The following is a 13,955-nucleotide window of genomic DNA, read 5'->3' as shown; positions in this document are numbered from 1 at the left end:
TGCAGTGATGAATGGCCTTTTGTCATGGTCGCTATTTCTGGATCAGATTGCTCCCACGCTCAACCCTGCTCACCTCAGGAGATCTCATCCGCCTTGGCTATCTTCGAACCGCTCGTCACGCCGCATCACTGGAAGCCGGCCGCGCTGGCGGCGGGGCCGTTCGCAGGCCTCCAGGGCGGAGCGGTCGCAAGTCTCTTGACCGCCGAGGTCGAGGCGATGGCAGGTCCGCGCAACTGGGGCGCCGCGATATCGGCTTCAGCCTGGTTCCTGCGGCCGACGCCGATGGCGGAATTGCGCACGCAAGTGACCGTCGTGACCGAGGGCGGCCGGGTCAGCGTCGTCGACAACACCCTGTGGCCAGCCGGCGAGGAGCAGCCCTGTGCGACGGTGCGCGTGACGCTGTCGCGCGAACGTGCGGTCGAGGTCCCCGGTTTTCACGGCAGCGCAGCCGACCCGGTGGATCCCACGCGCTTTCCGTTGCACAGCCCGCACGCGGTCCATGGCCGCAGCTGGTTCATGGACGCGATGGAAGCCCGTGCCGGTGGCGATGTCGCCTGGTTTCGCATGCATCATAGCGTGACTGCGGATGCCGGCCCACTGGCGCGCGTGCTCGGTCCGGCCGACTGGACCCACGGCATCGCGCGCCCGGTGCAGAATGTGGTGGCCGACCCCAATCCGAACCTTGCGGTGCAACTGTTCCGGCCACCGCGTGGCGAGTGGGTCGGCGTTCGCGCCGAGGCCCGCTGGCGCCCGGAGGCCGGGCTCGGCGTCGGCAGCGGGGTATTGCTCGACGTGGAAGGCGAAATCGGCCGGGTCTCGATGTCGGTCATTCTCGTGCCCTTTCCGAGAAGCGCACCCGCTGCGGGTCCGGGTTTCGCGGCAGGTTAACCCTAATTATTCCGTCAACTGTCTGTGGGATCACAAAAATAGGCCGCGAACCATGCTTTGGTTGGCGCGACTTGAAATGGACGGTGGTCGCAAACGTCTGTACAACATGGCGATCACGTAACTCTTTTGTTTTGCAGAGATCGGTTTTTATGGCAGCCGCGCCCGCTGTCCGGCGTTCCGAACTGGCTGAGGCGCTGCGCGCATGCCGCAGTGCCTTCATCGGCGTCGGCCTCATCAGTTGCATGATCAACCTGTTGTATCTGACAGGTTCGATGTTCATGCTGCAGGTCTACGACCGCGTGCTGCCGAGCCGCAGTGTTCCGACCCTGGTCGGCCTCGTCGTCATCGCTGCGGTCCTCTACATGGCCCAGGGCGTGCTCGATCTGTTGCGCGGACGGATCCTCGGCCGCGTCGGCACCTCGCTCGACGAAGCGCTCAATGCGCGGGTGTTCGACACCATCGTGCGGCTGCCGCTGATGGCTGGCAATCGCAGCGAGGGCCTGCAGCCGCTGCGCGACCTCGACAATGTGCGTTCCTTCCTCGGCAGCATGGGGCCTGGCGCGTTCTTCGACCTGCCCTGGCTGCCGTTCTACATGCTGATCTGCTTCGCGTTCCATTGGCTACTCGGCGTCACAGCGCTGGTCGGTGCCGTCATCCTGGTGACGCTGACGCTGATCACCGAATACATGTCGCGCACGCCGGCCAGGGAAGCGATGTCGCTCGCGGCGCGGCGCAACGATCTCGCCGCCTCCAGCCGCCGCAACGCCGAAGTGCTCGTGGCGATGGGCATGGCCGGGCGGATGAACAAGCGCTGGAACGAAGCCAACGAGGAATATCTGTCCGGCAACCAGCGTGCGAGCGACGTGAGCGGCGGGCTCGGTGCGGTCGCCAAGGTGCTGCGCATGATGCTGCAGTCGGCCGTGCTCGCGGTCGGTGCCTATCTCGTGATCCACCAGGAGGCCACCGGCGGCATCATCATCGCCGGCTCGATCCTGAGCGCGCGGGCGCTGGCGCCGGTCGATCTCGCGATCGCGCATTGGAAGAGCTTCGTCGCCGCGCGGCAGAGCTGGCAGCGTCTCAACCGCCTGCTGCAGCAGATTCCAGCGCGGCCGGAGCAGACGCTGCTGCAGGCGCCGGAGAAGAAGCTGTCGGTCGAGGCGGTGACCATGGTTGCGCCGGGCGACCAGCGCCCGATCGTGCAGGATGTCACCTTCGCCGTCGAAGCCGGCAGCGGCGTCGGCGTGATCGGCCCGAGCGGGTCCGGCAAGTCGTCGCTGATCCGGGCGCTGGTCGGCGTCTGGGTGCCGGCGCGCGGCAAGGTACGGCTCGACGGCGCCGCGCTGGATCAGTGGTCGTCGGACCAACTCGGCCGCCATGTCGGCTATTTGCCGCAGGACGTCGAACTGTTCGCCGGCACGGTCGCGCAGAACATCTGCCGGTTCGATCCCGACGCCAAGTCCGACGGTATCATCGCGGCGGCCAAGGAGGCCGGCGTGCATGAGATGATCATCAAGATGCGCGAGGGCTACGACACCCAGGTCGGCGAGCAGGGTACGGCGCTTTCCGCAGGCCAGGCGCAGCGCGTCGCGCTGGCGCGCGCGCTCTACGGCAATCCGTTCCTGATCGTGCTGGACGAGCCGAACTCCAATCTCGACAGCGAAGGCGACGAGGCGCTGACCCGCGCGGTGCGTGGCGCCCGCGAGCGCGGCGCCGTCGTCATCGTGGTCGCACACCGGCCGATTGGCATCGAGGGCGTCGACCAGTTGCTGGTGCTCAAGGATGGCCGCATGCAGACCTTCGGGCCGAAGGAGACCGTGCTCGCGCAGGTGCTGCAGCGCGTCGCGCCGCCGGTGCCCACACCGATCAAGATCGTCGCCGATGCGGGGGCGGCCAAGTCATGAGCGACCGCATGACCGATCAGCCGCGCAACGCACATGCTTCGATCAGAAAGCACCTCGTGGTCGGCCTCGTCGTGGTCCTGGTTCTGGGCGGCGGCGTCGGCGGCTGGGCCGCGACGGTGCCGATCTCGGGCGCGCTGATCGCGCCGGGCTCGGTGGTGGTCGATACCAACGTCAAGAAGGTGCAGCATCCGACCGGCGGCGTCGTCGGCGAAATCCTGGCGCGCGACGGCGACACGGTCAAGGCGGGCGACGTCGTCGTGCGTCTCGACGAGACCGTCGTGAAGGCGAGCCTTGCGATCGTGGTCAAGACGCTGAACGGTCTCTATGCGCGCGCGGCCCGGCTCCAGGCCGAGCAGCAGGGCCTCGACAAGATCGCGTTTCCGCCGCAGCTCACCGAGCAGGCAAGGGATCCCGACGTCCGCGACATCATGGCGAGCGAAACCAAGCTGTTCGAGGTCCGGGTTAACGGCCGCGCCGGCCAGAAGGCGCAGCTGCGCGAGCGTGTCACCCAGCTCAACGAGGAAATCGCCGGCCTGCAGGCGCAGGAAACCTCAAAGGACAAGGAGATCGCGCTGGTGCAGCAGGAGCTGGTCGGCGTCCGCCAGCTGTATGAGCAGCATCTGGTGCAGCTCACCCGCCTCACCACGCTGGAGCGCGACGCGGCGCGGCTCTCGGGCGAGCGCGCCCAGTACATTGCGTCGCGCGCCCAGGCCAAGGGCAAGATCACCGAGACCGAACTGCAGATCATCCAGGTCGACAAGGACATGCTCTCGGAGGTCTCGAAGGACCTGCGCGAGGCCAACGACAAGATCGGCGAGTTCGTCGAGCGCAAGGTCACCGCCGAAGACCAGCTCCGCCGCATCGACATCCGCGCCCCGCAGGACGGTGTGGTGCTGCAATCGACCGTCCACACGGTCGGCGGCGTCGTCACCGCCGGCGATGCCATTATGATGATCGTGCCCCGGGCCGATGACCTGTCGGTCGAGGCCAAGGTCAATCCGCAGGACATCGACAAGCTCCAGGTCGGGCAAAAGACCGTGCTGCGGCTCTCCGCGTTCAATCAGCGCACCACGCCGGAGCTGAACGGCGTCGTCACCCGCGTCTCCGCCGACGTCAACACCGACCAGCGCACCGGGCAGAGCTACTACACGATCCGCGTCTCGATGCCGCCGCAAGAGGTCGCGCGCCTCGGCAGCGAGGTGAAGATCATCCCCGGCATGCCGGTGGAGGCCTTCGTCCAGACCGGCGACCGCACCATGCTGTCGTATCTGATGAAGCCGATGAGCGACCAGTTCATGCGCTCGTTCCGCGAGAAATAGTTTCCTTACAGACGACCCGTCTTCGCCCCGTCATAGGAGCACGAAGCGCGTCTCGAAAGATGCACGGCCCCGCTGGTGGCCGTCGATCCCTCGAGACGCGCTTCGCGCTCCTCAGGATGACGGGGATAGATCGATGATCCGACATCGCCGAATGCGGCGCGTGTGGGGAGATTACCGCGCCAGATTCTTCAACAACAGCTCCAGCGCCGCCTTGGCAAATGCCTGCATATTGGCCTGCCGGTCGCCGCTGGCGGTTTCCAGCGTGATCACCTGTTGCTGGGGACCTGCGACCGCCATGCAGCTATGGCCGGCGGCATCGCCGTAGCGGTTGCCGGTCGGGCCGGCGGCGCCGGTTTCCGACAATCCCCAATCGGTCGAGAGGCGTTCGCGGATCTGGCGCGCCAGCAATTGTGCGTAGGGTTCCGACGACGAGCGGAGGCCGCGCATGGCGTCGTCGGAGATGTCCATCAGCGCGCGCCGTGCATCGCGGGTGTAGATCACGCCGCCGCCGAGGAAATAGGCCGATGCGCCGGGCACTGCGAGCAGCGATGCCGAGATCAGTCCACCGGTGGACGATTCCGCGACCGCAATCGTCTGCTTGTTCGCGATCAGCTTCGCGGCGACCTGTTCGGCGATGGATATGAGTGCGTTCATCGGCGCTCTCTCTTGTTGCTTGCCATGAAAATCCCGTGGGGCGTTCTGCCTTCCTAGCACACCACACCGGCCCCTGCCGAGTTGCGGACCGCAGCCCGACCTGATTGAATATCGGACAAGAACCAAGCGGCGCCCGACAAGTTGTTGTGAGAGCGTGCGCCGGAGGAAACACAATGACGTTGCCGATCGCGGGTGGCGTGGATTGCGATCTGCATCCCGCCGTGCCTCATCTCACCAGCCTGCTGCCGTATATGAACGACTACTGGCGCGACCAGGTGACGACGCGCGGCATGACCGACCTGATCTCGCAATCCTATCCGACCAATTCGCCGATCGCCTCGCGGCCGGACTGGCGTCCCGCCCAGGGCAAGCCGGGTTCGAGCCTTGCCGACATGCAGCGCCAGGCGCTCGACCGGTTCGGCACCGCCACCGGCATCTGCAATCCGCTCTATGGCGTGCAGATGGTGTTCTCCGAGGACATGGCCGATGCCTTCTGCCGCGCGCTGAACGATTGGCTGGTCAAGGAATGGCTCGACAAGGACGATCGCATGCGCGGCTCGATCGTGATCCCCGTGCAGAGCATCGGCAAGGCGGTCGCCGAAATCGAGCGCTGTGCGCAGGACAAGCGCTTCGTGCAGGTGCTGATGCTCGTGATGGGCGACATGCCGCTCGGCAAGCGTCACTATTGGCCGATCTACGCCGCGGCCGAACGGCTCGGCCTGCCGATCGGAATCCATGCCGGCAGCGCCTATCACAACCCGCCGACCTCGGTCGGCTGGGGCTCCTATCACATCGAGGATTATGTCGCGCAGGCGCAGGCGTTCCAGACCCAGCTCACCAGCCTGATCGTCGAGGGCGTGTTCGCGCGGCATCCGAACCTGAAAATGGTGATGCTGGAGTCCGGTTTCACCTGGCTGCCGCCATTCCTGTGGCGGCTTCATAAGTTTTGGCGCGGCGTGCGCATGGAGACGCCGTGGGTCGACCGCGCGCCGCTGGAGATTGTGCGCAGCAACATCCGTTTCTCGCTGCAGCCGGTCGACGCACCGCCGGACGGCGACACGCTGAACCGGCTGTTCGACCATATGCAGTCGGACGAATTGATCCTATTCTCGACCGACTATCCGCATTGGCAGTTCGACGGTGACGAGGTGCTGCCGAAGGGGCTGTCGCAGGATCTGGTTCGCAAGATCGTGATCGACAATCCGCACGCGACATATGCGCGCTTGCAGGTGAAGGAGACGACGCCATGAACATCCAGATTCGGGAACGTCCCGACGCGGCTGCGTCAGCTGGCATCAAGACCGCGATCGCCGATTGCGACATCCATCCGGCACGCGCGACCAAGGACGAGCTGCATCCTTATCTGGCCAAGCGCTGGCACAGCCATCTCGAGACCTTCGGCGTCCATCCGTATCAGGGCATGATGGAAGGCCCGCCCTATCCGAAGGCGCAGCCGAACGCCTCGCGCCGCGATGCCTATCCGCCGGAAGGCGGCCCGCAGGGCTCGTCGCTGTCGTTCATGCAGAAGCAGCATCTCGATCCCAACAATGTCGCGCTCGGCGTGCTCAACCCGCTCAACACCGGGCAGGGCATCCGCAACCAGGATCTCGCCGCCGCGATCTGCTCTGCGATCAACGACTGGCAGATCGAGAAATGGACCGGCAAGGACTCGCGCCTGAAGGGCTCGGTCGTTGTCGCCAACGAGGACGGCGTGTCGGCCGCGGCCGAAATCCGCAGGCGCGCAGGCGATACGAATTTCGTCCAGGTGCTGCTGCTGAGCCGCAATGTCGAGCCGCTCGGCCAGCGCCGCTACTGGCCGATCTATGAGGCGGCGCAGGACGCCGGCCTTCCGATCGGCGTGCACGCCTTCGGCTTCGGCGGCAACCCGATCACCGCGTCGGGCTGGCCGAGCTTTTACATCGAGGAGATGGTCGGGCATTCGCAGTGCCAGCAGACCGCGCTGGCGAGCCTCGTGCTCGAGGGCGTGTTCGAACGCTTCCCGAAACTGAAGATGGTGATGGTCGAGGCCGGGTTCGGCTGGGCGCCGTCGCTGGCCTGGCGGCTCGACAAGGTGTTTGCGCGGCTGCACGCCGAGGTGCCGCATCTGAAGCGCAAGCCGTCGGAGTATATCCGCGATCACATCTGGTGGACGACGCAGCCGATGGAGGATCCGGAGAGCCGCGACCATCTGTTCCAGACCATCGAGTGGATCGGTTGGGATAAGCTGTTGTTCGCGACCGATTACCCGCACTGGGATTACGACGAGCCGTCGCGCGTGCTGCCGGCCGGCGTCAGCGATGCCAATCGCCAGGCATTCTACCTCGACAATGCGAAGCAGCTGTACGGCGTCTCTTGATGGCAAGGCATGTGATCGCCCCGGTGGACGAGTTGCCGCCGGGGTCGCGAAAATTCCTCGAGATCGACGGACGGCCGATCGCCGTCTTCAACGTCAAGGGCGAGTTCTTCGGCCTGCTGAACCGCTGCCCGCATCAGGGCGCGGCGCTGTGCGAGGGGCCGCTGATCGGGCTCGCCTCGTCGTCAGACCCCGGCGAGATCGAATACACGAAGCTCGGTGAGATCCTGCGCTGTCCCTGGCATGGCTGGGAGTTCGATATCCGCACCGGCCAGTCCTATTGCGACCCACGCCGCTTCCGCGTGCGCGCCTATCCCGTCAGTGTCGAGCCGGGTACCAATGTGGTGAAGGGACCGTATGTCGCCGAGACCATCAAGGTCGCGGTCGAAAGCGACTACGTCGTAGTGGATCTCTGACCATCCGTCATTCCGGGGCGCCGTGAAGCGGCGAGCCCGGAATCCATTCCACCGCTTGTTCTCCGGCTCGATGGATTCCGGGCCTGCGCCTTCGGCGCATCCCGGAATGACAGGATGCGGGTGAGCCAGCGTAGCTCAACCGACCCACCACTCATTCCGCCATCATCTGCCGTTCCCGCGCGTAGCGCACCAGCGCGACGAAGCGGTAGATGCCGTGCACGAATTTGCCGTAGGGCATGGTGATGAACAGCGCGAACACCATGCCGAGATGCAGCGCCAGCAGCGGCCCCATCGCGGCGCTCTCGCGCCACAGCAGCAAGGCAAGGCCGGTGACGCTGGTCAGGAACAGCATCAGGATGAACGCGGTGTCCATGCCCATCTGCTGCTCGTCGACCAGCACGCGGTCGCGCTTCCATTTCTCTGACAAGAGCCCGATCGGGCCGACGACGAGGCCGATGCCACCGAGTGTGCCGAGCACGACCGGCAGGTCCCACCACGCATAGGGCGCTTCGCGCGCCAGCAGATAGTGGTACAGCGTGCCGACGCAGGTCGCGGCAAAGCACAGCACGAAGCCGTAGAAGGTGAAGTGGTGATACAGCTTGCGGCGGTCGGTCGGGTGGTCGTCCTCGTTGAAGCAGCCGACGCCGCCGCCGTCGAGATAGCGCAGCTCGCCGGCGTCGCGGATCGCCTGCAACAGCGATCTTGCGTCCGTTTTCATGCCGACGGGCTCGCCGATCGCGCGCCAGAACGCGCGCACGGCCATCACCAGCGCGAGGATCGCGTAGAGCAGGGCGACGCCGAACAGCAGCGCCATCGCATTGTGCGGCATCAGTTTGTAGAATGCGCCGCGCCCGGTGTGGATGCCATAAAGCACACCGCGGTCGTTGATCGCGGCGAAGCCGAAGATGAAGGCGGCGACGCTCAGCGCCGCGATCAGGCTGATGACGAGGCCGTTGCGCGCGAACGCGCCGGCAAAGGCGCGCGGCCAAGCATAGGCAGCATAGGATTCCGCGCGCACCACCGCCAGCGTCTTCGGCACATTGACGTTGAACTCGTGCGGTGGCGAGAACTGGCAGTCGGTGTAGCAGGCGCCGCAGGCATGGCACAGATTGGCGAGATAGTTGAGGTCGCCGTCGGAGAAGGCGCGGCGCATCTCCATCGCGGGAAACACCGCGCACAGGCCTTCGCAATAGCGGCAGGAATTGCACACCGTCATCAGACGGTCGGCTTCCTGCAATATCCTCGTCCCGTGCATCGCTCTAGCTCTTTTAGTTTGACGCGTTTTCTTGACGCGAACCGGTTCCTACTTCGCTCGAAAACGCTGTGCTATTTCTTCGTTAGCCCTTTGCCTTCCAGCCATGTCTGGATCAGGCCGGCGACCTCGGCATTGTTCTTGTCCATCATCATCATGTGCGAATTGCCCTTGATGCCGGTCTTGGGCAGATCGACGACATCGACGCTGCCGCCGGCGGCGCGGATGGCGTCGGCGAAGGCGCCGCCGGTAGCGCGGATCTTCGGCCAGCGCGAATCGCGCTCGATGTAATCGCCATAGACCATCAGCGTCGGGATATTCTTCAATGCGTCGACCTTGGCGGGGTCGCCGACGCCGGCCGGCTCGATTGCGATCAGCGCCTTCACCTTGTCGGGCCGCGCCTGCGCGACCTTGAAGCCGAACGTGCCGGCCTGGCTGTGGAACAGGATGATGCACGGACCGACGCGATCGATCTCGGCGATGTAGGCCGCGATCGTTGCGTCATCGGTGGTGGTCCAGCGCGGCACGTTCTGCTTGACGAAGTTCTCGTAGCCTTCGTTCGGGAACTGGCTGCCGGGCATCAGGTGGCGCTTGGCCGGATCGGGATCGTAGGAGCCGGGGCCGTCGCCGATCCGAAAGCGCTCGAACGGATTGGCTGTCGTGAGGAACACCGGCTCGCCCTTGAAGATGTCGGGGTATTGCGCCCAGCCGGCGCGGCCGCGCTCGACGGCGTCCGAATTGTAGACGCTCCAGCCCTTGCGCAGGAAATAGTTCAGCCAGCCCTCGCGGCCATCAGGCGTTGTCTCATAGGTGACGCCGGTCAGCCCGCCGCCATGCCACAGCAGCAGCGGATAGGCGCCCTTCTCGTTCTGCGGCAGGAAGTACTGCACGTACATCTGCTCGACCTGGTAGGTGCCGTTCGGATCGACCTTGGCCGGCACGCCGCCGGGCGTGAAGGTGACGTCCTTGACCGGCTTGCCGCTGATCTCGACCAGGCGGCCGCCGACATGGAACGAGCCCATGTCGCGCAGTGCGATCGGCTCGGCGGCGTGGCTCGCGGCCGATGCCATCAGGGCAGCCGCAGCGGCGAACATCGCAAGACGTGACATCGCTCCTCCCTGATCGCACGAGGCTCAGTTCCGCGCATTCTTCGCCGCTTCCCGCCCGGCGACGCGGCCGAACACGCTGCCGATGGTCATGCCGATGCCGGCGGCGTAGCCCTTGCCGAGTACGTTGCCGGCCATGATCTCGCCGGCGGCGAACATGTTGGCCGACGGCTTGCCGTCCTTCATCAGCATCCGCGACTGCTTGTTCACGCGGGTGCCGAGATAGGTGAAGGTGATGCCCGGCCGCACCGGATAGGCGAGATAGGGCGCCGTCTCGATCCTGCGTGCCCAATGCGTCTTCGCCGGCGTGATGCCTTGGGTGCGGCAGTCGTCGAGGATGGTGTGGTCGAACGTCCCGGGCTGTACGGCGGCGTTGAACTCGGTGATGGTCTTTTCCAGCGCTGACGCATCGAGCTCGAGCTTGCCGGCGAGCTCGGCGATCGTTGCGCCCGCGATCGGCGGAAACAGCGTCGGCATGAAGCTCGTCACAACGGTCGAGTCGAAGATGATGTAGGCGATCTGGTCCGGCTGCGCGGCGACCAGGCGGCCCCAGATCGCGTAGCGCTTCGGCCAGATGTCCTCGCCCTCGTCGTAGAACCGCTCGGCGTGCTTGTTGACGACGATGCCGAACACGACCGAGTCGTGGCGGGTGATGATGCCGCCGTCGAATTTCGGCGCACGCGCATCGATCGCCACCGCATGGCATTGCGTGGGATCGCCGATCTCCTGCACGCCCTTGGCGAGCAGCATCTTCAGGATCGCGCCGCGGTTATAGGGCGTACCGCGAATCAGGAAATTGTCGGCGGCCTCGCCCCAATATTCTTTCAGCCACTCGATATTGGCCTCGAAGCCTCCGGCGGCCGCGACCAGCGTCGAGGCGCGCACCTCGGTCTTGCCGCCGACCGGCTGTTTCAGCTGCGCCGACAGGAACATGCCGTCCTCGATCTTGAGATCGATCACCTCGGCGTTGTAGAGGACGTCGACGCCGAGCTCCTCGGCGGTGCGATAGAGCGCGTTCAGCATCGCGCGGCCGCCGCCGAGGAAGAACGAGTTGGTGCGGCCGAGGCTCAGCGTGCCGCCGAGCGAGGGCTGCCAGCGCACGCCCTGTTCGACGATCCAGTTCAGGATGTCCTTGGACTCGTGGATCATGAAGCGCGCCAGTTCCTCGTCGGTCTGGCCCCCGGTCACCAGCAGCAAATCCTTCCAGAATTCCTCCTCGGTGTAGGGACCGGTGAGGATCTCGGTCGCCGCGTCATGGGCGCAGCGCATGTTGCGGGTGTGGCGGGTGTTGCCGCCGCGGTAGAATTTCGGGGCGCCCTCCAGCACCAGGACGGAGGCGCCGGCGCGCCGGGCGCTGATCGCAGCGCAGAGGGCAGCGTTGCCGCCGCCGATCACCAGCACGTCGAACCTGCGCGTCAGATCAACCATGCGCTCTTGTTATCGTTGTTGGCATGGAAAGCAACAGGGGCAGGCGAATGAGCATGATCCGGAAAAGTGTGTAGCGGTGTTCCGAAAGATCATGCTCAAATCAAGGAGTCTGCCCCAATTGCATGCACAGGATCAGGCCGCAACCGTCTCGCGCTGCTCGATGGTCTGGCCGCCACGATAGACGATCAGCGCGGCGATGATGCCGAGAACGGCGCCGAACATGAGCCAGTAGGCAGGCGAGGCCTTGTCCTGGCCGGTCATGGCGATCAGCTTGGTCGCGACGAACGGGGTCGATGTGCCGAAGATGCCCGCCGCCAACGCGAACGCGATCGAGAAGCAGGTGGTGCGGACATGCGCCGGCACGATCTCGACCAGGCATCCCAGCATCGTGCCGCTGTAGACGCCAAAGTAGAACGAGAACATCATCTGCACGGCCAGCAGCTTCCCGAGCGTGGGCTCATGCGAGAGCCACGACAGTGCCGGGTAGGCCGTCACGAACGACAGGCTCGCGATCGCGATCAGCACCGGCTTGCGGCCGATCCGGTCGGACAGCGCGCCGCCGACCGGATTCCAGATGAAATTCGTCACCGCAACGAGCAGGGTCACCAGCAGCGTCCCGGAGGCTGAAAGGTGCAGCTCCTTGCCGAAGCCGGGCGCATACACCGTGATGAAATAGAACGTCGTGGTGGTCAGAACCGCGATCATCATGCCGAGAATGACGATGCGCCAGTTCTCCAGCGCCGAGGCGAACACTTCGCTCGGCGTCGGATGCTTCTTCATGGCCAGGAAGGCCGGCGTTTCCTCGAGCGAACGCCGCAACATGAAGATCACGGGAATGATGAGGCATCCAATGAAGAACGGGATGCGCCATTTGGCGACGCCGCCGATCGCATCCAGGAAAGTGTCGCCGGGGATCACCTCTCTCAGGACGAAGCCGATCACGGCTGCAACAAAGATGGCAACCTGCTGACTGGAGGATTGAAACGAGGTGTAGAATCCCCGATTGCCGGGTGTTGCGATCTCGGAAAGATAAACGGAGACACCGCCCAGTTCGACTCCGGCGGAGAAGCCCTGGATCAGCCGGCCAATCAGCACGATGATCGTTGCGGCGATGCCGATCGATGCGTAGGACGGGCAGAAGGCGATCACCACCGTGCCAAGCGCCATCAGCGCGAGCGTCACGATCAGGCCCTGGCGGCGGCCGATGCGATCGATGTAGGAGCCGAGCACGACCGCGCCCACGGGACGCATCAGCGCGCCGAGCCAGAACACGCCATACGCATTGAGCAGCGCCGCCGTCTCGTTCTGGGCGGGGAAGAACGCCTTCGCGATGTCCTGCGCATAGAAGCCGAACAGGAAGAAGTCGAATTGCTCGAGGAAATTGCCGCTGGTCGCGCGCAGGATGGCGCCGAGACGCGACTTGATCTGCGGGACTTGCGATGAACTCGACTGCGACATAACGCCCTTTCCTCCCCGTGACAAAACGGCCGGCGCAAATTGTGTCGCCGGCCAAGGCAGTTAACTGCCATATGCGGCAATTTGGCACGGCTGTCCGGCGCGACCAACCCGAAATCGCGCCGGCGCTATGGGAAAAAAGCCGTAGGTGGGAATTTTGCTGATGCGGCGTGCGCCGCATCAAGGCGCTGTGTGTGCCGCAGCGCCGAGCCACGATCGGAATGCAGAAAGCTTTGGTGAATCGGCGCGTCCCTGCGGCGTGACCAGATAGAAGCCGGCGTCGGCGGGCAGCGCGATCTTGAAGGGAACCACGAGACGGCCCTTGGCGATGTCGTCCTGCACATAGGAGGTGCGGCCCATCGCGATGCCGATGCCGTCGATCGCGGCCTGGATCGTCACGAACAGCAGGTCGAAGGTCACGCCCGGCTGCTTGGAAATGTCGGTCGGCAGTCCCGCCGCGGTCAGCCACAGCCGCCAGTCGTCGCTGTTGGCGTTACTGGTGTGCAGCAGCACATGGTCCCTGAGATCTTCGGGGCATTTGAGCGGCTTGGTTCCATCAAGCAGCGACGGGCTGCACACCGGAAACAGCTCGTCCGCCATCAGCCAGTCCGCGCGCAGGCCCGCCCATTGTCCGCGGCCATAGCGGATCGCCGCGTCGACCTTGTCGCGCTGGAAGTCGACCAGGCTGGTCGAGGTGGTGATGCGGACATCGATGCCGGAATGCGCCTCCTGGAACGCCGACAGTCGCGGCAGCAGCCATTTGGCGGCGAGCGATGCCAGCGTCGAGACGGTCAGCACGTGACCGTCGTCCCGGCGCAGCAGGCGGTCGGTCGCGAGCCTGAGGTCGTTGAAGGCGGCGCGAACGCCGGGAAGGTATTCGGCGGCCTCCGGCGTCAGGCTCAACGAGCGGTTCTGGCGGACGAACAGACGAACGCCGAGCTCTTCCTCGAGGCGCCGGATCTGATGGCTGATCGCGGTCTGCGTCACGTTCAGTTCGGACGCCGCGACCGTGAAGCTCATGTGCCGCGCGGCGGCCTCGAACGCCCTCAGGCCGTTCAACGAAGGCAGGCGGCTGGTCATCTCAGAATGGCCTCCAAATACATGACTTTAATTCATGCGAAGTGGTACAAAGTGTCGTTTGTGAACAGGCCGAATTGCTCCGATATTACCGCCAACAGGTTAC

Annotated in this window: 12 protein-coding genes; 6 read left to right on the top strand and 6 right to left on the bottom strand. The window is 65.0% G+C overall.

From position 1 onward, the window contains the following. Positions 1-93: 93 nt before the first annotated feature. The 3 genes from HU230_RS30275 to HU230_RS30265 all read left to right on the top strand — a co-directional run bounded on the left by HU230_RS30275 (position 94) and on the right by HU230_RS30265 (position 4,108). Entirely contained in the window at positions 94-888 is a 795-nt protein-coding gene (locus HU230_RS30275; RefSeq protein ID WP_176528678.1) for an acyl-CoA thioesterase domain-containing protein, read from the top strand. Positions 889-1,037: 149 nt separating this feature from the next. Next, positions 1,038-2,789 (top strand): type I secretion system permease/ATPase, encoded by a 1,752-nt coding sequence (locus HU230_RS30270; protein WP_176528679.1) that lies wholly within the window; start codon positions 1,038-1,040, stop codon positions 2,787-2,789. Between the two features lie 8 nt (positions 2,790-2,797). After that, positions 2,798-4,108 carry an HlyD family type I secretion periplasmic adaptor subunit gene (locus HU230_RS30265; protein WP_176528680.1) on the top strand — a complete coding sequence of 437 codons (1,311 nt, stop codon included), beginning with the start codon at positions 2,798-2,800 and terminating at the stop codon, positions 4,106-4,108. A 171-nt stretch (positions 4,109-4,279) separates the two neighbouring features. Here HU230_RS30265 and HU230_RS30260 read toward each other — a convergent pair whose 3' ends face one another. Continuing rightward, complete coding sequence (locus HU230_RS30260; RefSeq protein WP_176528681.1) at positions 4,280-4,762, bottom strand: CinA family protein; 483 nt, start codon at positions 4,760-4,762, stop codon at positions 4,280-4,282. A 173-nt stretch (positions 4,763-4,935) separates the two neighbouring features. On the opposite strand from HU230_RS30260, the gene HU230_RS30255 reads away from it, so the two are divergent. From HU230_RS30255 to HU230_RS30245, 3 genes are read left to right on the top strand one after another with little or no spacing between them, the layout of a single operon-like run. Beyond that, entirely contained in the window at positions 4,936-6,012 is a 1,077-nt protein-coding gene (locus HU230_RS30255) for an amidohydrolase family protein (RefSeq protein ID WP_176528682.1), read from the top strand. Continuing rightward, entirely contained in the window at positions 6,009-7,118 is a 1,110-nt protein-coding gene (locus tag HU230_RS30250; RefSeq protein ID WP_176528683.1) for an amidohydrolase family protein, read from the top strand. The genes HU230_RS30255 and HU230_RS30250 overlap by 4 nt, the downstream gene beginning before the upstream one ends. Then, positions 7,118-7,531, top strand: coding sequence for a Rieske (2Fe-2S) protein (locus HU230_RS30245; RefSeq protein ID WP_016846808.1), 414 nt, complete (start codon positions 7,118-7,120; stop codon positions 7,529-7,531). Before HU230_RS30250 ends, HU230_RS30245 begins: the two co-directional genes overlap by 1 nt. A gap of 151 nt (positions 7,532-7,682) precedes the next feature. Here HU230_RS30245 and tcuB read toward each other — a convergent pair whose 3' ends face one another. The 5 genes from tcuB to HU230_RS30220 form a co-directional block, all read right to left on the bottom strand. Next, positions 7,683-8,786 (bottom strand): tricarballylate utilization 4Fe-4S protein TcuB, encoded by a 1,104-nt coding sequence (gene tcuB, locus HU230_RS30240; RefSeq protein WP_176528684.1) that lies wholly within the window; start codon positions 8,784-8,786, stop codon positions 7,683-7,685. Between the two features lie 71 nt (positions 8,787-8,857). Next, positions 8,858-9,892, bottom strand: coding sequence for an alpha/beta hydrolase (locus tag HU230_RS30235; protein ID WP_176528685.1), 1,035 nt, complete (start codon positions 9,890-9,892; stop codon positions 8,858-8,860). Positions 9,893-9,916: 24 nt separating this feature from the next. Continuing rightward, on the bottom strand, positions 9,917-11,317 hold the full coding sequence (gene tcuA / locus HU230_RS30230; protein WP_176528686.1) for an FAD-dependent tricarballylate dehydrogenase TcuA: 1,401 nt from the start codon (positions 11,315-11,317) through the stop codon (positions 9,917-9,919). 132 nt (positions 11,318-11,449) lie between these two features. Then, positions 11,450-12,775: an MFS transporter gene (gene tcuC / locus HU230_RS30225; protein WP_176528687.1), complete on the bottom strand. Its 1,326-nt coding sequence runs from the start codon at positions 12,773-12,775 to the stop codon at positions 11,450-11,452. Between the two features lie 177 nt (positions 12,776-12,952). Next, complete coding sequence (locus HU230_RS30220) at positions 12,953-13,852, bottom strand: transcriptional regulator GcvA (RefSeq protein WP_176528688.1); 900 nt, start codon at positions 13,850-13,852, stop codon at positions 12,953-12,955. Between the last annotated feature and the right edge of the window lie 103 nt (positions 13,853-13,955).

The sequence above is a fragment of the Bradyrhizobium quebecense genome (genome assembly GCF_013373795.3).
GTDB classification, from domain to species: Bacteria; Pseudomonadota; Alphaproteobacteria; order Rhizobiales; family Xanthobacteraceae; genus Bradyrhizobium; species Bradyrhizobium quebecense.
This window is presented reverse-complemented; position numbering and strand designations above follow the sequence as displayed.